Consider the following 19,288-nt stretch of genomic DNA (forward strand, 5'->3'; position numbering starts at 1 on the left):
AGGCACCGGAGAACGTCATGAAGTTGCATAGCATGAAGGTCCTGGGCGCTCTGCTGCTGACCTCTATGGGGGGAGCACAGGCTCAGGAGGATGATGTCGAGGGTATGAGCGGAATGTTGAACATTAGTGGGTCCATGCACGAAACCCCTTGCAGCCTGGAAATGACATCACTGCATCAAGCCATCGATCTGGGGGCCTTTTCGACCAGCCAATTGCAGCGCCCTGGCGACCAGGCCAACCCGATCGCGTTCCAGTTACGTTTTGCCGATTGCCAACGCAAAGCCGGCGGCATCCGCAGTGAACGCATGGGAAACCTGGTGTGGAGCGCATTCCAGCCGGTGGTGTCGGTAGCGTTTTATGCGCCGGCTGATGCCGATGACCCCCGGTTAGTCAAAGTACAAGGCATCAGCGGAATGGGCCTGCAATTGACCGATGCCTTGGGGCGCGATGTACAGCTGGGCTCAAGGGGCGAACCTCTGTTCCTTCCTCTGGGCAGTAATACCCAGACCTGGAAGGTCCAGCCTACGCGCACCTCCGCTCAATTGAGCAGTGGGGCATTCAGGGCCGTGGTGGATTTCAGGCTCAACTATGAGTAAGGGCGCGACGATGGCGAAATCAACTGGCCCCCGGGCCGCTCTTATGGGAGGCAGCCTGCTATGGGCTGTTTGCCAGGGTGTGCAGGCCGAGACCAGCCTGACCATTCGCGCGGTCATCATTGCGCCCCCGCCCTGTGTCATCAACAGCGGCACCACGCTCAATGTACCGTTTGGCAATGACCTTCTGACGTCGCGAGTGGACGGCGTCAATTACCGTCGAGATGTGCCTTACACCGTCACCTGCAATTCCCCCTTCAGCAATGCGCTGACTCTGGAGCTCAGGGGAGCGGGAGCGGCGTTTGACAGTGCCGTGCTCATGACTCGCAAAGCCGATCTTGGCGTAAAGCTGTTCGTCAATGGTGCTGCCTGGCCGCTGAACAGGGTGGTTAACTTTACCTACCCAAACATCCCAGTCGTGCAGGCGGTGCCGGTCAAACGTGCGGGCAGCAAACTGACCGGGGGGGCATTTGATGCGACCGCCACTCTGCTGGTCGATTATCAATGAAGAGGATTGATCAATGAGATGCTGGCAACAGCGAGCATTGCTCGCCTTGTGCTCCATCGGCCTGTGCAGTGGTGCATCGGCCAACCTGACGTTCAGCGGAACCTTGAACGAGCCGCCGCCTTGCACCATTGATGCAGGCAACACGATTGAAGTGGACTTTGGCGATGTGGCCGTAAAGCGCGTCGACGGTGTGAAGTACCGCAAATCGGTCCCCTACACTATCAGCTGTGGGCCGGCCACCCTGCCTTGGGCCCTTAAGTTGAGCGTCAACGGCACACCCACGGCATTTGATGGCGCCGCGGCACAGACCAATGTGCCGGCGCTGGGTATCCGGGTCTTTCAGAATAACGTGCCGTTTCCACTCAACACGCCCATGAACATTACTTTGTCGACACCGCCGACATTGGACGTCGTGCCCGTCAAACAAGCCGGTGCAACGCTGGCCCCCACACGGTTTGCAGCGGTGGCCACGCTGTTGGCTGAATACCAGTAGGAACCACGTCTATGCGATTTGAAATGGATCATAAAAAGTGGTCGTGTGCCTGGCTCGCGTTATTGATGACCTTCGGCTTGCCGGACAAGGGGTCTGCGGCAGACAACCTGAGCTTCAAGGGCAACCTGGTGGAAGAGGCTTGCACGATTCGCCCGGGTGACGATGCGATCACGCTGGAACTCTGGGACGTCACCAGCAAGCACCTCTACCTCAATACGCGCACCCAGGGTAAGGGGTTCAGGGTGCATCTGGAGAACTGCGACACCACGATTGGCGACTCGGTCACCCTCCTGCTCAGCGGTACGGAAAACACTAAGTTGCCAGGCTTGTTCGCACTCGATGGTGGCAGCGGCGCCACGGGGATTGGCCTTGGTATAGAAACCCCGGGCAATAAACCTTTACCCGTCAACACCGTCAGCGACAAACAGGTGTTGAGTACCGGCAGCAATGTGATTGAGCTCAAAGCCTATGTGCAGGGCGAACCGGATGCGATCCGGGACCAAACCATCGGGCACGGCAGATATACGGTGACGTCAACGTTTACGCTGGACTATCCGTAACAGCCCCAGACAAACCTCACCTCTCGCCGGGCGGATTTAGCCTTCCGGGGAGAGGAGCAACGAGAAATAAAATGAAACGACTATATAAAAAAAGCATGCTTCTTACGCTGCTTGGTTTGGCTCCGACTGCACAGGCCGTTGACTGCAGGGTGAATGGTGGCGCATGGCAGACGGGAAATCCCAACCTGCAAGTTCCCGTTACGGTCACGCTGACCCCAGACAAAACCAGGATCATGCTCGAAGGCGCAAGGCTGGAATGTCGATACTCACCTGGCCAGGGTCCGGCGTGGGGTCAGGACAATTGGGCAACAGGCAATAGTTCAGGCACTCCGTGGACTCCCGGCCCCAAGTTTTCCTTTGAAAGGACCGGGCTGCGAATCAATGGGACCTTCTACAACACCCCGGTCCTGAGCGGCATCCTGGTCGCGACCATGCCCAACAACGGTGGCGTTTATCCTATCAATATCACCCCCTATATTCTGATGCGTAACAGTCCGTCGAACCCTATCAATGTCCGTGTCGGGGATAATCTCGGCCTGTTACGTCTCACCAGCTCGAACAACTGGGACGCTTCGAGACCGCAACTCACTGTCACTTACACGTCGGCTAACAACTTTACTGTTTCGCCGTCAACCTGCACGATCAATAACAACAACCCGATCACGGTGGACTTCGGCACCGTCCAGCAGCGACAGATAGGCACCGACCCGCTGACGAGCCCCATCCGCAGCAACCGCAGGCTCACTTACTCGTGCCCCGATGGGGGAATCACGACACCGATCACTATCACCTACAAAGGAACACCTTCGTCATTCGACACACGTCTGCTGAGTATGACGAACCCGAACGTGGGTACCGCTATGGTCCGTTCGGGGGCTGCGGTTCAGGTCAACGGCTCATTCCGGACACAGATCACCAACAGCGTGGGTGGGGATGATGTGATGTTCACCCTGGTTCGACGCAATGGGTCGCTACCCGCTGCCGGCGCCGTCAGCGGCAGTGGTGTACTGGTGATGGGCGTGCCGTAACGCCCATCAACGGCCGAAGCTACGCAGTCGAAGGCGTTTATTCTGGAGACTGCGTATGTGGCAGATGGCTATAATCTCGCACGACCGCCCCACGACAGTGTCAGCGCCCCTCCAATACCTCGACGACGACCCCACCATGAACAAGATACTGACGCTGACTGCAGCACTGGTCCTGATGACCGGCTGCACCACCACCTCCGATACGTACCTGAAGAACGGCGAACAAGGCCTGACCATCGACTGTTCCGGCGAAGCCAATTCCTGGGCCAGTTGCTATGAAAAGGCAGATGCTTCCTGCGCCGGCACCGGTTACCGCATCGTCGGCACTGAAGGCACGCCATCGCTCAAAGAGGACGACAAGACCCTGGGCAAGGACGTGGGCAACTACAAAAGCCGCAGCGTGGTGGTGGTTTGCAAGTAAGCCATAGGCTACAGGTGGATTTCGGCGAACTTGATGCCGAGCCCGCGCAGGGTTTCGATCAGCTCATCCAGGCGCGCAAATGATTCTACCTCGTCCTGCTCGTCCACCAAGAAGTAACTACGCCCGCCGCTCTTCTTGAAAAACACGATCCATTCACCCAGGTCAGCCGGGTTCTGGATGACATGGGTGGCTGAGATCTGGCCGTCGGCATGGCGCGCCCTGACGTGTTCACGTTTCATTAGGTTTTCCCGATTTAAAGACAAATGCCGCGCAAACCTTAAGGTTGCGCGGCATTTTTGTATGCATTACCCGACAGTTTAACGGATGCCCTGCCCGATCAGCACGCCTTCAACGGTTTGCCCGTACAGATTGACGCCGTCATTGGCGTGAAACTTCACACGGGTTTTCTCGACCGAGCCCTCTATCAACCATGGGTCTTGCGGCCGCTCGTGGCTGTTGAGGTAGGCCGCCACGTCCCAGGCCTGCTCATCACTCAGGCTGCCACCCTTGCCCAGCGGCATGTTGTGCTTGATGAAGGACGCCGCCGTATTGAAACGGTGCATGCCTGCGCCCCAATTGTAGGAGTCTTTACCCCACAACGGTGGCATGACGTAGCTGTCGCCACCCTTTTGTCCCTGCCCTTCGCCGCCATGGCACACCGCACACTGGTCTTTGTACACCTCGGCGCCCCGGGCCAGGCTTTAGCCTTTGGCGGGGGGCGCCACGTCCGGGTAACCTCGTCCCGGCAGCTCGACACCCAAGGGCGCCTTGCTGGCCAACCAATAGGCGTACACCGACAGCGCGGTAATTTCGGGGCTATCTGCCGCAGGCGGTGTGCCACCGTTCATGCTGAACTGGAAACAGCCTTGCAGACGATCGGCAAAGGTATTGACCTTGTCGTTCTTTTTTCGATAGGCCGGGTACATCGGATAAGCGCCCCACAGCGGTGCCGAATTGGCCAGCCGGCCCTGGTCCAGGTGGCAGTTGCTGCAGTTGAGGCCGTTGCCGACAAATTGCGGTGCCAACCGCTTGGTGTCCACAAACAAGGCGTAACCCTGCCTAACGAGCTTGCCGTAGGCGTTGTCAGGCAATTCACTTTCTTGGGGCGGCTGGAACGTAGCAGAGACAGGCGATGCGGTTGGGTGCAACTGCGACTGCGACTGGGCTTCCATGGCGACCGTTGCCGCATGCGTCGGCAGTGAAATCAGCAAGGCGAATACGGGTGCAAACCTGAAGGCCTTCATGGCTTGACCTCCTGGTGCAGCGACGCGAAATACTGCGCGCCCCCCTGCACTTCTTCCGGGGTCAGCGCCTTGGCGATGTGCCCCATCAGGTCATTGGGGTCATTGCGCCGCGTGCCTGCCTGCCCGGCGACCAATTGTGCGCTCAGATAGGCGGCCGGCTGACCTGCCAGCGGCGGGAATGCACTTCCCACACCGGCACCTGCAGGCCCGTGACAACTGACACACGCAGGAACTTGCCGCTCCCACGCCCCTTGCAAAGCAAGCTTTTGCGCAGCAGTACTCGGCATTTCGCTACGGTGCACGGTTGCGGATACGGGCGCAGGCATCGCCGCCAATGTTAGGCTGAGTGCAGAAATTTCCGCCTCGGTCAGGACTTTGGCCAGCGGCTGCATCACCGGATTGATGCGCTCCCCGCTGCTGAAATCTGCCAACTGCTTGCGCACATACTCGGCCAAGCAACAGCAGCGCACCTCCCAGCAGAACTCGCTCAAACGAATCATCACGACTCCATTCTTATAGTTATATGCTTAGGCCTTAAGCGCATACGCCTACAAGTGGTAGGGTAATGATCCGCTGACGATAACCGTCAAACCTCATGCATTAAAAAGCCCGGCCCCACAACAGCGGGGCCGGGCTTCTTTATCGGATGTTGGCGCATGGGTGAAACGCGGGGAATCAGCCGGAAATGCAATCCTCACCGGCTTTTTTCACGTCACCTGGGCGGATAGGCACGTTGGCCATGCTCTCATAGAGCTTGATGCTACTGCCGCTGGAGCGTTCTTCAATCTCGAAGATCGCCGAAGGGTCAGCCGAATACTTCTGCGGCACAATTACCTGCACACCATCCTTGTGGGGCTCGATCTGTGGAGGCCGGCGAGTCGTCGACAACTTACGCACGACACAGGCGGCATATTCCTGTGGTTTCTTCCCGGAAATGACCGACAACGTCGGCGGGGTCTGCTTGATATCTGCAACCGAAGCACACCCACCTATTGCCAAGGCCAGAACCAACACACTCCACTTCATACAAAAACCTCCGATAAAGACCCTACGACAGCGGGGATGGTAATTTTCTCCCGCCAAAGTAGGATTTATCCCTGATAACTCGGTAAATAACTGTTTTAAATTGTCGAAGTCGTCGACGACGGCCCGATAATAAACGCGCTGGGGCTGATAAACTCTATCTTAACCTACGTATCATTCTGATTTTTCAGAAAAAGCCCTTCTGGAGACACCCTCATGAAATTCATCCACCAGCGTGAGCACCTCAACGAGGGAGACATTGTCGTCATCGAATGCTCGCAGACCTGTAATATCCGTCTGATGAGCGATGCGAATTTTCGCAGCTTCAAAAACGGTGGTCGTCACACCTACCACGGCGGCGCCTTCGACAAGTTCCCGGCCAAGATCACCGCACCCAGCACCGGTTTTTGGAACATTACCCTGGACGTGGTCACACGCCGCGCCATCAGTGTCACCCGCAAACCTGCGTTGTCCCACAAGATCCGCATCGTTCGTCGCACTAGCTCCAAGCTGAGCTGATCCGCATATTCGACAGGAAACCGCTGTGAACACCACGACCAAATACGTCATCAAATACAAACTCAACGGCGAACGTCGCTTCGAATTCGCGCAACTGCAGAGCAACAGCGTAGAAGAAGCCAAGCAAGCCCTGGCTAAAATTCACGACACCACCGATGAAATTACCGACATCAACGTGAGCAAGGCGCTGTAAGCCATGCCCGGCCCTACAGCCGATCTGTTTGCTGAAGAAGCCCTGCAACAACCCGCAGGGCGCGAACAGATTGGCGCAGAGTCCTACGTGCTCAGGGGCCAAGCACTGCCCTGGATCGACCGGCTTCTGCCTGAACTACGCCGCATCCTGGCCCAGTCACCCTTTCGTAAAATGACCACGCCCGGTGGCTTTACCATGTCGGCGGCGCTGAGCAGTTGCGGCGAACTGGGCTGGACGACGGACGCCAGCGGCTACCGTTACAGCCCGCTTGACCCACGCAACCAGCAACCCTGGCCCGCCTTGCCGGAAGCGTTGCGCCAACTGGCCGTGCAGGCGGCCGCCGAGGCCGGGTTCAACGATTTCTCCCCTGATGCCTGCCTGATCAACCGGTATGTGCCGGGCGCCAAGATGTCGTTGCATCAAGACAAGAACGAGCGCCGCTACGATGCCCCGGTGGTGTCCGTGTCCCTTGGCTTGCCGGCGATCTTCCTGTTCGGTGGTCATGAACGCAGCGATAAGACGCAGAAAATCTCGCTGTTCCATGGCGATGTGGTGGTTTGGGGTGGCGTCGACCGCCTGCGTTTCCACGGCGTGATGCCGATCAAGGACGGCACGCATCCCGTCATGGGCCCCCAGCGCATCAACCTGACATTTCGCACCGCGGGCTGATTTGACCGCAAGGTTCAGAGTGCCAGGAACGGTCAGCCCCGCTAACCTGCCCATGAACCGTCAAGAGTGCTGGCCATGAGCAACGAACAAGATCCCCGCTGGGCCGCCATCGTGGCCCGCGACCCCAAGGCCGATACGCAGTTTGTCTACGGCGTAAAAACCACCGGTGTGTATTGCCGCCCCAGCAGCTCTTCCCGCCTGCCACGCCCGGAAAACATTGAGTTCTTCGACACCGGCGAACAAGCCGAAGCAGCAGGTTATCGCCCGAGTAAACGGGCCGCCGGCGACCAGACTCAAGTTGCCCTGCACCATGCCCGGCTGGTCGCTGACGCTTGCCGGCTGATCGAGCAAGCCGAAACGCCCCCTGACTTGGAAACCCTGTCCAAACAGGCCGGCCTGAGCCCCTTTCACTTCCACCGCGTATTCAAGGCCGTGACCGGCCTGACGCCCAAGGGCTACGCCAGCGCTCATCGCTCGCGCAAAGTGCGCAACAGCCTCAAGGGCCCGCATTCGGTCACCGACGCCTTGTATGACGCAGGTTTCAATTCCAATAGCCGTTTTTATGAGTCTGCCGACCAACTGCTCGGCATGAAACCCAGCGATTACCGGGCTGGCGGCACCAACAATCAAATCCTGTTTGCCGTAGGCCAATGCTCACTGGGCGCGATTCTGGTAGCTCAGAGCATGCGCGGCGTGTGCGCGATCCTGCTGGGGGACGACCCCGACAAACTGGTGCGCGACCTGCAGGACCAATTCCCCAAGGCCGAGCTGGTGGGGGCTGACCCACACTTTGAACAAGTGATCGCCCAGGTCGTTGGCTTTATCGAAGCGCCCGCGCTGGGGCTGGACTTGCCCCTGGACCTGCGCGGTACAGCCTTTCAAGAACGGGTATGGCAAGCGCTGCGCACCATTCCGGTGGGCAGCACCGCCAGTTACGCGCAAATCGCCCAGCAAATCGGCGCGCCCAAGTCCTTTCGAGCCGTGGCCCAGGCCTGTGGCGCGAACAGCCTGGCGGTCGCCATTCCGTGCCACCGCGTGGTGCGCAGTAATGGTGACCTGTCTGGCTACCGCTGGGGCGTGGAGCGCAAGCGGCAGCTGCTGGAACGGGAAAGCCCGTCCGAAGCCTAGCGAATGCCGATATGGATGAACGCCAGGTCCGGGCCCTGATAAGCCTCAAAGTCCGTGACAAACGCACGAGCCGGCACGTCAGGTTGCTCGAAGTACGTCCAGATCTGCTGCCAGGCGGTGATAATCGCCTGAGGCATCGGCCCGCGTGCTTCAAATACCAGGTAATCCCCCGGCTGGATGACCAGGCTTTCAAAACCCGATGCGGGCGTGTCCGTCGCCACACCTGCGGTCACATCAAACAAGCCACTGGCATCGGATTCATAGCCGCTATAAACCCCGTAGACCGGTGAGCCCGGTTGTTTACCGGGGATCGCCTCATACAACCCTTCACTGTAAAACCGCTGCCACATCGGGCCGATTCTTGCGCTCGCTGGCTGCGATTCATCGGCGTTACGTGTCCGAACCTTCAGACCCGACACGGTGAATGCTGCCTTCAGTTGTTCCTTGGTGACGTGCAAAGCCTTCTCCTTTTAAAGCTTGAGTTTTCGTTTGCGGAATTCGGCGACCTTATGCCGGTTGCCGCACAACGCCATGCTGCACCAGCGGCGTTTGTGGGCCTTGGTCCGGTCATAAAACCACAGGATGCATTCCGGATGTTCACAGCGGCGAATCAAGGTGAAATCGCCCGCCACCAATAAATTAGCCGCTGCCTCGGCAATCGGCGACAGAAATTGTTCGGCCGTCTGCTGTTTGCGCTGGCGCTCCAACTGCGGCGCCCCCGACACAGGCCACACCAGTTGCGGATGGCTGACCGCCTTGCGCAGGAAACTGTTGAGGGCGGCCGGATTGCCGGGCTGGTCGTCCTTACGCAGCTTTACCAACTCCCGAATCACTTCACGCAGTTGCCGCGCTGCGTTCAGCAAGGTGCCAGCTTCAAACGAGGGAGCTCTGCCCTCCTCGACCCACTGCAAGCGCACCAGCCAACGCTCCACGTCGGCATCGGTTTGCCAGAAATCCCACGGCACCCCGTCGATGTTGGCCAGGGTGTTGAGCATGTCCAGCACCGGATCATCGGCCAGGACATAGGGCTCGTCAGGGACGGCTGGGGGGACGGTGATTGCCATGGAGGATCCTCTTGAACATCACGCGATAGTAACCGCTAACCATCAGGATGGGTAGTTACAAGTGGCGAAAAGCTAACCTGAATAATTACGTTGACAGGTTACATATTTGAGCGCAGCTTTAAAAAAAGCTAACCCGTAAACACACTTTATCAAGTTACAAAAGGCGCCCTCATCATGTCTATCCAAGCTCCTGTCATTCGCTACCAGCACGTCGATGTCGATGGCGTGCGCATGTTCTACCGTGAAGCCGGCGACCCCGCGGCCCCGGTCATGTTGCTGCTGCACGGTTTTCCCAGCTCGTCCCACATGTACCGCGACCTGATTCCCTTGCTCGCCAACCGCTACCGGGTGATCGCGCCGGATTTGCCAGGTTTTGGCTTCACCGAGGTGCCTGCCGACCGTGACTACCACTACAGCTTCGACAACCTGGCCGTAACCGTGGGGCACTTTGTCGACGCGCTTGAATTGAGCCGCTACGCCTTGTACGTCTTTGACTACGGCGCGCCGGTCGGCCTGCGATTGGCGGTGGCGCATCCGCAGCGGGTCAGTGCGCTGGTCTCGCAAAACGGCAACGCCTACCTCGAAGGCCTGGGGGATGCCTGGGCGCCGATCCGCCAATACTGGGCCGAGCCGACCCTGGCCAATCGCGAAGTGATCCGCCATGCAGTGATCAGCCTGGAAGGCACGCGCTATCAGTACCTGCACGGTGTCAGCCAGCCCGAGCTGGTCGCGCCGGAATCGTACATGCTGGACGTGCTGTTGATGCAGCGCCCAGGCAACGATGAGATCCAGCTCGACCTGTTCCTCGACTATCGCAACAACCTCACGCTGTACCCAGCGTTCCAGGCGTTCTTCAAGGCCACCCAGGTGCCAACGCTGGTGATCTGGGGCCAGAACGACCCCTTCTTCATTCCACCGGGCGCCCACGCCTACGCGGGTGACAACGCCAACGCCGTGGTCGAGTTACTGGACACTGGCCACTTCGCCCTGGAAACCCATGCGGCCCACATTGCCCAGCGCATTCACGCCGTACTGGGGCAGGCCATCGACTGATGGCACGGCACGAAACACCGCCTTCGTCCAGTGAATAAAACAGACTGGCCGGGTGCCAGGGGCCCTGTTAAAACAGCGAAAAGTCTTACTCACGCTGGAGACGCACCCCATGACCACCTGGCCAGACACGCGCATTCTTGACCTGCTGGGCATCGACCTGCCCATCATCCAGGCCCCCATGGCCGTGGGCACGACCACCGCCATGGTGATCGCTGCGAACAACGCCGGCGCACTGGGTTCACTGCCCGCCGCAGCCTTGAGCATCGAGCAGCTGCGCGAGGGGTTAACTACCATCCGCCAGGCCAGCACGCGGCCCATCAACGTGAATTTCTTCTGTCACCAGCCACCGGCGCCCGACGAGGCCCGTGACCGTCGCTGGAAGGCATTGCTGGAACCCTACTACCGCGAATTGGGCGCCGATTTTGAAGCGCCAACCCCGGTGTCCAACCGCGCGCCATTCAACGAGGCTGCTTGCCAGGTAGTAGAAGAATTCCGCCCCGAGGTCGTCAGCTTTCACTTCGGCCTGCCGGAAAAAGCCTTGCTGGACCGGGTAAAAGCCACCGGCGCCAAGGTGCTGTCGTCAGCGACCACGGTGGAAGAAGCGATCTGGCTGGAGCAACATGGCTGCGACGCAATCATCGCCATGGGCATTGAAGCTGGCGGCCATCGCGGCCTGTTCCTGAGTGACGACCTCAATACCCAGATCGGTCTGTTCGCCCTGTTACCGCAAATTGTCGACGCCGTCGCCGTACCGGTGATTGCCGCAGGCGGTATCGGTGACGCCCGCGGTATCGTCGCGGCCTTCGCCCTGGGCGCCTCGGCGGTGCAGATCGGCACCGCGTACCTGTTTACCCCGGAGGCCAATGTCACCGCGTCTCATCACTACGCGCTGCGCCATGCCCAGGCCAGCGAAACCGCGCTGACCAACCTGTTCACCGGCCGCCCGGCACGGGGCATCGTCAACCGGGTGATGCGTGAGCTGGGCGCGATCAACCCGGCAGCGCCGGCCTTCCCCACGTCCGGTGGTGCGCTGATTCCACTCAAAGCCAAAGATGAAGCGGGTTTCAGCAACCTGTGGTCGGGCCAGGCGCTGCGCCTGGGTAAGGATATCTCCACGTATGACCTCACACGTCAATTGGCCGAGCAGGCGTTGGCCAAGCTCAAATAGATCTGACACTTGGGGCAACTTTGCACTGTACCGGCAATGGCCAACCGCTATATATTCCCATACATAGCGGTTAAGCCTTCTACCTATAACAAGCCGTACAACCCCAAGGAGCTGCTTCATGATGATCCGCGCCTCACGCCTGGCCCCCACGGCCCTGGCCACCCTGATTGCCGCCTTCGCATTCGGTTCGGCCCAGGCCGATGAAGTACAGGTGGCCGTGGCCGCCAACTTCACCGCACCGATCCAGGCCATCGCCGCCGACTTCGAGAAAGACACCGGCCACAAGCTGGTCGCCGCCTACGGCGCCACCGGTCAGTTCTACACCCAGATCAAGAACGGCGCACCGTTCGAAGTGTTCCTGAGCGCCGACGACACCACCCCGCAAAAACTCGAAACCGAAGGCGACACCGTCAAAGGCTCGCGCTTCACCTACGCCGTGGGCACCTTGGCGCTGTGGTCGGCCAAAGAAGGCTACGTGGATGCCAAAGGCGACGTGCTGAAGAAGAACGAATTCAAGCACCTCTCCATCGCCAACCCGAAAGCCGCGCCTTACGGCCTGGCCGCCACCCAAGTGCTGGCCAAAGAAGGCCTGACCGACAAGGTCAAGGACAAGATCGTCGAGGGCCAGAACATTACCCAGGCCTATCAGTTCGTCTCCACCGGCAATGCCGAGTTGGGCTTCGTGGCCTTGTCGCAGATCTACAAAGACGGCAAAGTCACCAGCGGCTCGGCCTGGATCGTGCCGGCTTCGATGCACGACCCGATCAAACAAGACGCGGTAATCCTCAACAAAGGCAAAGACAGCGCCGCTGCCAAGGCACTGGTTGAATACCTCAAGGGGCCAAAAGCTGCCGCGGTTATCAAATCCTACGGTTACGAGCTGTAAATGCCCCTGTCGAGTGCCGATTTTTCCGCTATCTGGTTGACCATCAAACTGGCGTCACTGACCACCGTGATCCTGCTGGTCATCGGCACTCCGATTGCCCTGTGGCTGTCGCGCACCCGCTCCTGGTGGCGCGGCCCCATCGGGGCCGTCGTGGCCTTGCCGCTGGTGCTGCCACCCACGGTGATCGGCTTCTACCTGCTGTTGACCATGGGCCCCAATGGCTACTTCGGCCAGTTCACCCAATGGCTGGGCCTGGGCACCCTGACCTTCAGCTTCGCCGGGCTGGTGATTGGCTCGGTGATCTATTCCATGCCGTTTGTGGTGCAGCCGTTGCAAAACGCCTTCTCCGCCATCGGCACGCGCCCCCTGGAAGTGGCCGCCACGTTGCGTGCCAACCCGTGGGACACGTTTTTCACGGTGATCCTGCCCCTGGCCCGCCCCGGGTTCATCACCGCGTCGATTCTCGGCTTCGCCCACACCGTCGGTGAGTTTGGCGTGGTGCTGATGATCGGCGGCAATATTCCCGACAAGACCCGCGTGGTCTCGGTGCAGATCTACGACCATGTCGAGGCCATGGAATATGCCCAGGCCCACTGGCTCGCCGGCTCCATGGTGGTGTTCGCGTTCCTTGTGTTGCTGGCGTTGTACTCCAGCCGTAAATCCAAGATGGGCTGGAGCTGACTGCGATGATCGATGTACGCCTCAACTTAAACTACGCGGGCTTCGCCCTGAGCGTGGACCTGCACCTGCCCGGCCGGGGTGTGACCGCGTTATACGGGCACTCAGGCTCCGGCAAGACCACTTGCCTGCGCTGTATCGCCGGGCTGGAGCGCGCCGAAGACGGCTTTATCCAGATCAATGACGAAATCTGGCAAGACAGCCGCAGCGGCCTGTTCGTGCCACCGCACAAGCGCGCCCTGGGTTATGTGTTCCAGGAGGCAAGCCTGTTTCCTCATTTATCGGTGCGCGCCAACCTGGAATTCGGCCTCAAGCGCATCAAACCCGAGCAACGCCGGGTGGACATGGCCCAGGCCACCGAATTGCTGGGGATCGGTCACCTGCTGGATCGTCACCCGCAGCACTTGTCCGGTGGTGAGCGACAGCGCATCGGCATTGCCCGCGCCTTGCTCACCAGTCCGAAACTGCTGTTGATGGATGAACCACTGGCGGCGCTGGACAGCAAGCGCAAGGGCGAGATCCTGCCGTACCTTGAACGCCTGCACGATGAGCTGGACATCCCGGTGCTGTACGTCAGCCATGCCCAGGACGAAGTGGCGCGGCTGGCCGACCACATCGTGTTGCTGAGCGACGGCAAGGCCCTGGCCAGCGGGCCGATCGGCGAAACCCTGGCGCGGCTCGACCTGCCCATGGCCCTGGGCGACGACGCCGGTGTGGTGGTCAACGGCACCGTCAGCGCCTACGACGCGGACTATCAACTGCTCACCCTGCAACTGCCCGACAGCGCCTTGCAGATGCGCGTGGCCCATGCGCCGTTGGCGTTGGGCAAGCAACTGCGGGTCAAGGTCCAGGCGCGGGATGTGAGCCTCAGCCTGCAGGCCGAAGAGCACAGCAGCATCCTCAATCGCTTGCCAGTGACAGTCACTCAAGACATCACGGCCGACAACAACGCCCACGTGCTGGTGCGCCTGGAGGCTGGTGGCACGCCGTTGCTGGCGCGCATCACGCGCTTCTCCCGCGACCAGTTGCAGCTGCACCCCGGTCAGGTGCTATGGGCACAGATCAAGGCGGTGGCGGTACTGGCCTAGCAAAGCTTTTGGCACGACCGCACGCGCGTGCGGTCCATCAGACATACCGGTCTGATTCGTTGCCAAGGAAGTTGCACCATGCCCGACTCTGCATTGCTTGCCGACCTGCCCCGCGACCTGCATTACGTTGACGATACCCAGCCGGGTATCCATCGCAAAACGTTGCGCGGCAAGTTCCAGTACTTCGATGCCAAAGGCACGCGTATTACTGACGCGGACGAAATCCAGCGCCTCAATGCGCTGGCGGTGCCGCCGGCCTATACCGATGTGTGGATCTGCGCCGACCCGCGCGGCCACTTGCAAGCCACCGGCCGTGATGCCCGTGGCCGCAAACAGTACCGCTACCATGCGCGCTGGCGCGAAGTACGCGACACCGATAAGTACTCGCGCTTGCAGGCGTTCGGAGAAGCCCTGCCCAAGCTGCGCAAGCAATTGGAAGCACAGATCGCCGAGCCTGGTTTCACCCGTGAGAAAGTCCTGGCCACCGTGGTGATGCTGCTCGACGCCACGCTGATCCGCGTCGGCAATACCCAATACGCCCGCGACAACAAATCCTACGGGCTGACCACCCTGCGCAACCGCCATGTGGACATCAAGGGCAGCGAGATCCTGTTCCAGTTTCGCGGCAAGAGCGGCGTTGAGCATCAGGTCAGCGTTAAAGACCGCCGTTTGGCCACCGTGGTCAAACGCTGTCTGGAGTTGCCAGGGCAAAATCTCTTTCAATACCTGGATGAACAGGGCGAGCGCCATACCGTCAGTTCCCACGACGTCAACGCCTACCTTCATACGCTCACCGGCGCAGACTTTACCGCCAAGGACTACCGCACCTGGGCCGGTACGGCACTCGCCCTGGCCGTGTTGCGTGAGCTGGAGTGGCAACCAGAATCGGATGCCAAGCGGCACGTGGTGGCCATGGTCAAGGCGGTTGCCAAGCAACTGGGGAATACGCCGGCGGTGTGCCGCAAGTGCTATATCCACCCGGCCGTGCTGGAGCATTTCAGTCTGGGCGAGCTGTCCAAACTGCCCAAGCCTCGGGTGCGCAAGGGCCTGAAAGCCGAGGAAGTCGCCTTGGCGATGTTTCTCGAGCAACTGGCCGCTGACTTGCCGAAGACGGCCCGGGTGCGCTAGCCTTTGCCTCCCTTCTGACTTACGGGACGACCGCAAACGTGAACAACTAAGCCTTCCAAAATGTATCTGCGACAAGCCGCACGGCGCGCTTGTTGGCCTGTTAGACATTTTTTTGGAGGTGCTGATGACTTACGTCAAACGGCTGCCCGCTCTCGTTTCCCTGCACCACGTGTGCTTCCAGTTCGCCAATGGCGAGACCTTGCTGGAAGACCTTGACCTGTCCATTGATCGCACACCCACCGGCATTGTTGGCCGTAATGGCCTGGGTAAAAGTATCCTGGCCCAGTTGCTCGCCCGCCAGCTGGCCCCTTCTTCTGGCACGGTAGAGGGGGCGACGACGGTGGCTTACGTGGCCCAGACGCTGGTCGTTCAACCCGGCGAAAGCATCGCGGACATCACTGGGACCGCCACGACACTGGCGGCCCTTGAGCGCATGGCACAGGGTCAAGCGCAGGCTGTCGACCTGGAACTGATCGACGAGCGCTGGGATCTCGCCGAGCGCCTGCGCGCGACGCTGGATGCGGCAGGTTTGTCTCAGTTATGCGCGGATACGCCGGCTGAGCAGCTCAGCGGCGGCCAACTCGCCAGGGTCGCGGTGATCGGTGCGCTAATGGCCGCAACCGAACTGTTGATTCTCGATGAACCTACCAACCACCTCGACAGCGCCGGCCGCGCCTGGTTGCTCCAGGTGCTAGAGGACTGGCGTGGTGGGCTGGTGGTGGTCAGCCATGACCGACAGCTGCTGAACACGATGCAGCGCATCATCGAACTGTCACCCCTCGGCGCCCGAGTGTTTGGCGGCAACTACGATGCGTATCGCCTGCAGCGCGATACCGAACAACACGCGGCTGTCGCGGCCCTCGAGCATGCCCGCCTGGAGCGCAGTCGCGAACGGCGGCGCCTGCAAAAAGACCACGACAGCCTGCAACGCAATGCCGCGCGTTCGCGCAAACACGCAGAAACCGCCAACGTCGACCGGTTTACCAAGGCTCGCTGGAAAGGTGCCGCCACGGAAATTGTCAGCACCGTGCGCAGTGCCCATCACGCCCAAAAAAACCAGCTCGATGCCCAGGTGCGCCAGGCCTATGAACGGGTGATCGATGAAACGCCTACGCTGTTGGCCCTGCCCGGCTCGGCACTGCCCAACGGCCGTAGCGTGCTGACCGTGGAAAATGCCCAATTACCCTGGCTCGATCCGCGGGCACCCGCGAGCTACGTCACGCTCAACCTGTCAGGGCCTGTGCGCGTGGCTATCCAGGGGCCGAACGGCTGCGGCAAATCCACCTTGCTCAAGCTGCTCGCAGGCCATTGGCAAGCCATCAGCGGCGAGTTTGCGGTGCACGTATCGAATGCGTATATCGATCAGCACCTGGCGCTACTGGACGATCAACGCAGTGTCCTTGAGCAGCTCAACCTGCTCGACACGCCGTTGGCTGAAGCTCAATTGCGCACGCGCCTGGCCTTGCTGCAACTGGATGCCACACGTGTGACCCAACCGTGTGGCCAATTGAGCGGCGGCGAGCGCCTGAAGGCCGCAATGGCCATTGCCCTATGGCGCGAGGTGCCTGCGCAGTTGTTGTTGCTTGATGAGCCGACCAACCACCTGGACCTGGAATCGGTGCGGGCTTTTGAACAGGCGTTGCAGGGATTTTGCGGGGCAATGCTGGTGGTTTCCCACGATGAAGCGTTCATGCAGGCGATCAAGCCGACCCACGTGTTGGGGTGGCACGCCGAAGGCTGGTGCTTGGAACAGAGGGAATGAGGAAGAGGCCCGCCCGACGTTTCGGCCTCGACGTCCGTGTACTGGTAAAGAGCCATCACGTCGAGCGAGCGGAAGAATGATAGGCCAATGTCCGGCGGCTGTCCCGCCGGGTTTTTCCGAATATGACTAAGGCAAAGGATTACAGGCAGGTCGCGAGGGCCGCCAAGCGCCGTTGGGCGACCATGCTGGTCTCGGCTGCAAAGTAATTGACCGTGGAGCCGGCACCGGCGCTGCGCACGTCGACGAAGTAATCGCCACCGGTGGTGTAGACGGTAAAACCACCCGCCTCGATCGGCTCCTTGAACCCGCCGGCGTCGACGCCGAATACGGTTTCATCCTGCCAACCGAACTGCACACATTGGGCAACCACCAGAGGAGCCTTGTCCGACGCCAGGGTCTTGTAGGGCGTGCCAGCGCGCGCGTCTTTCATCTTCGAGCCCGCGCAACCGGACAGTGCTGCCACCACCAACGCGCCAATCACCAGCTTGTGCATGCCATCGCTTCCTTGGAAAAAAAACGCGACTCTACCATTAAGCTCCCGTGGGGGCTGCTTCGCTGACAGCTGGATGAATTTAGTTTCACTGTGAAAGGACAAGGGCCCGCCTATAGTCGGCAGGCTCATTTTTAAGAAGTCTCCCTTCTGCCCGCTCTCCCGCGGGCTTTTTTTCGCCGGCGGTTCAGAGCCACCAGCGAAACAGATAGAACAACGCCATGCTCAGCAACACGGTGATCAATACGCTACGCGTCCAGAACATCAGCGCGACGGCACTGATGCCCGCCAGCAGGTAAGGATTGGCCGGGCTCAGATTGAGCTTGTGGTCAGCCAGGAAAATGATTGGCCCGCAAATCGCCGTCAGCATGCCAGGCACGGCGAACCCGAGAAACTCCCGCGCGCCACGGTTGAGGCGCACCGGCAGGCGCGGTTCGATAAACAGGTAACGGTTGAAAAATACCACCAGGCCCATGGCCACGATCATGACGTAGATCATTGCTGCCCGACTCCCAGCCGCTTGCAGGCATACCCTGCGCTCATCCCCAATACCCCGGACACCACCACCGCCGATTCCCAGTGCAGGTAACTCAGCCACACCGAGAACAGCAAGGACACGGCCACGCACACCACCGTCGGCACGTCACGCACCACCGGCGTGATCAAGGCAATGAACGTCGCAGCAATCGAGAACTCCAGCCCCAGTTGATCAAGCCCTGGGATGCTTTTGCCGAGCACAATGCCGGCCAGGGTGAAGAGGTTCCAGGCGATATAGAAGGTCAGGCCCACGCCCAGCGCATACCAGCGGTTAAAGGTTTCGCGGTCATAGTGGTTGACCAGTGCAAAGAATTCATCGGTCAGCAAGAAGCCCAGGCTCATGCGCCAGCGGGTGTTGAGTGCCGATAATGTGGGGCGCATGTGCATGCCGTAGAGCAAATGCTGGGAGGTCAGCAGCAATGTGGTCAGCACGATGGAAATCAGGCTGGCGCCACCCTTGACCATGCCGATGGCCACCAATTGTGCGGCGCCGGCAAACACGATGGCGGAGAGCCCCTGTGCTTCCAGCGGGCTGAATTGCGCATCGATCGCCATGGAGCCGGCCAGCAGCCCCCACGGTGCGCAGGCCAGGGATAACGGAATGACGGCGATGGCGCCGCGAGCGAAGGCGTTGAAAGGGACGGCAGTAGGCATGGAAACGGCTCATCGACAAACAGTCGACAAGCATGCCAGTGGAAAAAAGGCTTGTCTTGAACGATCGTGCTCAGGCGAGCTTGACCGACACCTGTTCCACCGAATCGCGGGCTTCGCGCAGTTCGTAGGCGTCCTGGTTAAGACGGTGAATGGTATTGAGAAGGCGCTGGCGCAGCACTTCATCGCCGAGTTTCTCGACGGCGCGCATCAGGTCAAACGCCGCGGTTTCGTTATTTTCCGCGACGGAATCGAGGGTCTTGCGCAGGTTGCGAGTGGCACGGGTCACGCGGTTACTTCCTTTATCACCAATGGTCGGGCACTTTAGGACAGTAGTGTTTCATTTTAATTTCAGGCACTTGCCGCTGAATTAAAAAGCCATGCCATAGGTCAATCCTTACGCG

26 protein-coding genes and 1 pseudogene are annotated in these 19,288 nt (G+C 60.0%); 17 read left to right on the forward strand and 10 right to left on the reverse strand.

Features of this window, described 5'->3' with window-relative positions; all coding sequences use genetic code 11:
- Nucleotides 1–17 precede the first annotated feature (17 nt).
- From AC07SU_RS00630 to AC07SU_RS00655, 6 genes are all read left to right on the forward strand, one after another.
- Entirely contained in the window at nucleotides 18–596 is a 579-nt protein-coding gene (locus tag AC07SU_RS00630) for a fimbrial protein (protein ID WP_494995843.1), read from the forward strand.
- Nucleotides 597–606: 10 nt separating this feature from the next.
- Nucleotides 607–1,101, forward strand: coding sequence for a fimbrial protein (locus tag AC07SU_RS00635; protein ID WP_494996016.1), 495 nt, complete (start codon nucleotides 607–609; stop codon nucleotides 1,099–1,101).
- A gap of 13 nt (nucleotides 1,102–1,114) precedes the next feature.
- Nucleotides 1,115–1,594, forward strand: coding sequence for a fimbrial protein (locus AC07SU_RS00640; protein WP_494995844.1), 480 nt, complete (start codon nucleotides 1,115–1,117; stop codon nucleotides 1,592–1,594).
- Nucleotides 1,595–1,605: 11 nt separating this feature from the next.
- Nucleotides 1,606–2,154, forward strand: coding sequence for a fimbrial protein (locus AC07SU_RS00645; protein ID WP_178920754.1), 549 nt, complete (start codon nucleotides 1,606–1,608; stop codon nucleotides 2,152–2,154).
- A 71-nt stretch (nucleotides 2,155–2,225) separates the two neighbouring features.
- Complete coding sequence (locus tag AC07SU_RS00650) at nucleotides 2,226–3,182, forward strand: fimbrial protein (protein ID WP_494995845.1); 957 nt, start codon at nucleotides 2,226–2,228, stop codon at nucleotides 3,180–3,182.
- Between the two features lie 136 nt (nucleotides 3,183–3,318).
- The gene (locus AC07SU_RS00655; protein ID WP_178920750.1) at nucleotides 3,319–3,603 is read left to right on the forward strand and encodes a hypothetical protein; all 285 of its coding nucleotides are present in this window, start codon (nucleotides 3,319–3,321) and stop codon (nucleotides 3,601–3,603) included.
- Nucleotides 3,604–3,611: 8 nt separating this feature from the next.
- On the opposite strand, the gene AC07SU_RS00660 is transcribed toward AC07SU_RS00655, so the two are convergent.
- The 4 genes and pseudogenes from AC07SU_RS00660 to AC07SU_RS00675 all read right to left on the reverse strand — a co-directional run bounded on the left by AC07SU_RS00660 (nucleotide 3,612) and on the right by AC07SU_RS00675 (nucleotide 5,873).
- Entirely contained in the window at nucleotides 3,612–3,842 is a 231-nt protein-coding gene (locus tag AC07SU_RS00660; protein ID WP_178920748.1) for a hypothetical protein, read from the reverse strand.
- A 78-nt stretch (nucleotides 3,843–3,920) separates the two neighbouring features.
- A pseudogene (locus AC07SU_RS00665) lies at nucleotides 3,921–4,847 on the reverse strand (c-type cytochrome).
- Nucleotides 4,844–5,347, reverse strand: a complete 504-nt coding sequence (locus AC07SU_RS00670; RefSeq protein WP_494995846.1) for a c-type cytochrome — start codon at nucleotides 5,345–5,347, stop codon at nucleotides 4,844–4,846. Before AC07SU_RS00670 ends, AC07SU_RS00665 begins: the two are co-directional and overlap by 4 nt.
- Before the next feature lie 175 nt (nucleotides 5,348–5,522).
- A complete protein-coding gene (locus tag AC07SU_RS00675) occupies nucleotides 5,523–5,873 on the reverse strand; it encodes a hypothetical protein (RefSeq protein WP_176996021.1) in 351 nt (116 codons plus the stop codon).
- A 213-nt stretch (nucleotides 5,874–6,086) separates the two neighbouring features.
- Between AC07SU_RS00675 and AC07SU_RS00680 the strand changes: the two genes are divergently transcribed.
- The 4 genes from AC07SU_RS00680 (at nucleotide 6,087) to ada (ending at nucleotide 8,379) form a co-directional block, all read left to right on the forward strand.
- Nucleotides 6,087–6,389 (forward strand): DUF1883 domain-containing protein, encoded by a 303-nt coding sequence (locus AC07SU_RS00680; protein WP_003191319.1) that lies wholly within the window; start codon nucleotides 6,087–6,089, stop codon nucleotides 6,387–6,389.
- A 25-nt stretch (nucleotides 6,390–6,414) separates the two neighbouring features.
- Nucleotides 6,415–6,582 (forward strand): hypothetical protein, encoded by a 168-nt coding sequence (locus AC07SU_RS00685; protein ID WP_176996020.1) that lies wholly within the window; start codon nucleotides 6,415–6,417, stop codon nucleotides 6,580–6,582.
- A 3-nt stretch (nucleotides 6,583–6,585) separates the two neighbouring features.
- Nucleotides 6,586–7,251, forward strand: coding sequence for a DNA oxidative demethylase AlkB (alkB, locus tag AC07SU_RS00690; protein ID WP_494995847.1), 666 nt, complete (start codon nucleotides 6,586–6,588; stop codon nucleotides 7,249–7,251).
- A gap of 75 nt (nucleotides 7,252–7,326) precedes the next feature.
- The gene (ada, locus tag AC07SU_RS00695; protein ID WP_494995848.1) at nucleotides 7,327–8,379 is read left to right on the forward strand and encodes a bifunctional DNA-binding transcriptional regulator/O6-methylguanine-DNA methyltransferase Ada; all 1,053 of its coding nucleotides are present in this window, start codon (nucleotides 7,327–7,329) and stop codon (nucleotides 8,377–8,379) included.
- On the opposite strand, the gene AC07SU_RS00700 is transcribed toward ada, so the two are convergent.
- Both AC07SU_RS00700 and AC07SU_RS00705 read right to left on the reverse strand, forming a co-directional pair.
- Nucleotides 8,376–8,837: a GyrI-like domain-containing protein gene (locus AC07SU_RS00700; RefSeq protein WP_494995849.1), complete on the reverse strand. Its 462-nt coding sequence runs from the start codon at nucleotides 8,835–8,837 to the stop codon at nucleotides 8,376–8,378. The genes ada and AC07SU_RS00700 overlap by 4 nt on opposite strands.
- A 12-nt stretch (nucleotides 8,838–8,849) precedes the next feature.
- Nucleotides 8,850–9,443: a CGNR zinc finger domain-containing protein gene (locus AC07SU_RS00705; RefSeq protein ID WP_494995850.1), complete on the reverse strand. Its 594-nt coding sequence runs from the start codon at nucleotides 9,441–9,443 to the stop codon at nucleotides 8,850–8,852.
- Nucleotides 9,444–9,617: 174 nt separating this feature from the next.
- Between AC07SU_RS00705 and AC07SU_RS00710 the strand changes: the two genes are divergently transcribed.
- From AC07SU_RS00710 to AC07SU_RS00740, 7 genes are all read left to right on the forward strand, one after another.
- Nucleotides 9,618–10,496 (forward strand): alpha/beta fold hydrolase, encoded by an 879-nt coding sequence (locus AC07SU_RS00710; RefSeq protein WP_494995851.1) that lies wholly within the window; start codon nucleotides 9,618–9,620, stop codon nucleotides 10,494–10,496.
- A gap of 109 nt (nucleotides 10,497–10,605) precedes the next feature.
- Nucleotides 10,606–11,664: an NAD(P)H-dependent flavin oxidoreductase gene (locus AC07SU_RS00715; RefSeq protein WP_494995852.1), complete on the forward strand. Its 1,059-nt coding sequence runs from the start codon at nucleotides 10,606–10,608 to the stop codon at nucleotides 11,662–11,664.
- Nucleotides 11,665–11,782: 118 nt separating this feature from the next.
- Nucleotides 11,783–12,550 carry a molybdate ABC transporter substrate-binding protein gene (modA, locus tag AC07SU_RS00720; protein ID WP_494995853.1) on the forward strand — a complete coding sequence of 256 codons (768 nt, stop codon included), beginning with the start codon at nucleotides 11,783–11,785 and terminating at the stop codon, nucleotides 12,548–12,550.
- Nucleotides 12,551–13,231, forward strand: a complete 681-nt coding sequence (gene modB / locus AC07SU_RS00725; RefSeq protein ID WP_120448673.1) for a molybdate ABC transporter permease subunit — start codon at nucleotides 12,551–12,553, stop codon at nucleotides 13,229–13,231.
- Between the two features lie 5 nt (nucleotides 13,232–13,236).
- The gene (modC, locus tag AC07SU_RS00730; RefSeq protein ID WP_494995854.1) at nucleotides 13,237–14,316 is read left to right on the forward strand and encodes a molybdenum ABC transporter ATP-binding protein; all 1,080 of its coding nucleotides are present in this window, start codon (nucleotides 13,237–13,239) and stop codon (nucleotides 14,314–14,316) included.
- A 78-nt stretch (nucleotides 14,317–14,394) separates the two neighbouring features.
- On the forward strand, nucleotides 14,395–15,444 hold the full coding sequence (locus tag AC07SU_RS00735) for a DNA topoisomerase IB (protein WP_494995855.1): 1,050 nt from the start codon (nucleotides 14,395–14,397) through the stop codon (nucleotides 15,442–15,444).
- 124 nt (nucleotides 15,445–15,568) lie between these two features.
- Nucleotides 15,569–17,206, forward strand: coding sequence for an ABC-F family ATP-binding cassette domain-containing protein (locus tag AC07SU_RS00740; RefSeq protein ID WP_494995856.1), 1,638 nt, complete (start codon nucleotides 15,569–15,571; stop codon nucleotides 17,204–17,206).
- A 139-nt stretch (nucleotides 17,207–17,345) separates the two neighbouring features.
- On the opposite strand, the gene AC07SU_RS00745 is transcribed toward AC07SU_RS00740, so the two are convergent.
- The 4 genes from AC07SU_RS00745 to AC07SU_RS00760 form a co-directional block, all read right to left on the reverse strand.
- A complete protein-coding gene (locus AC07SU_RS00745) occupies nucleotides 17,346–17,699 on the reverse strand; it encodes a hypothetical protein (protein ID WP_176996009.1) in 354 nt (117 codons plus the stop codon).
- A gap of 184 nt (nucleotides 17,700–17,883) precedes the next feature.
- On the reverse strand, nucleotides 17,884–18,195 hold the full coding sequence (locus tag AC07SU_RS00750) for an AzlD domain-containing protein (protein WP_494995857.1): 312 nt from the start codon (nucleotides 18,193–18,195) through the stop codon (nucleotides 17,884–17,886).
- Complete coding sequence (locus AC07SU_RS00755; RefSeq protein WP_176996007.1) at nucleotides 18,192–18,887, reverse strand: AzlC family ABC transporter permease; 696 nt, start codon at nucleotides 18,885–18,887, stop codon at nucleotides 18,192–18,194. The genes AC07SU_RS00750 and AC07SU_RS00755 overlap by 4 nt, the downstream gene beginning before the upstream one ends.
- 70 nt (nucleotides 18,888–18,957) lie before the next feature.
- A complete protein-coding gene (locus tag AC07SU_RS00760) occupies nucleotides 18,958–19,173 on the reverse strand; it encodes a hypothetical protein (RefSeq protein WP_003191339.1) in 216 nt (71 codons plus the stop codon).
- Nucleotides 19,174–19,288 lie beyond the last annotated feature (115 nt).

The sequence above is a fragment of the Pseudomonas sp. GW821-FHT05H12 genome (genome assembly GCF_059419385.1).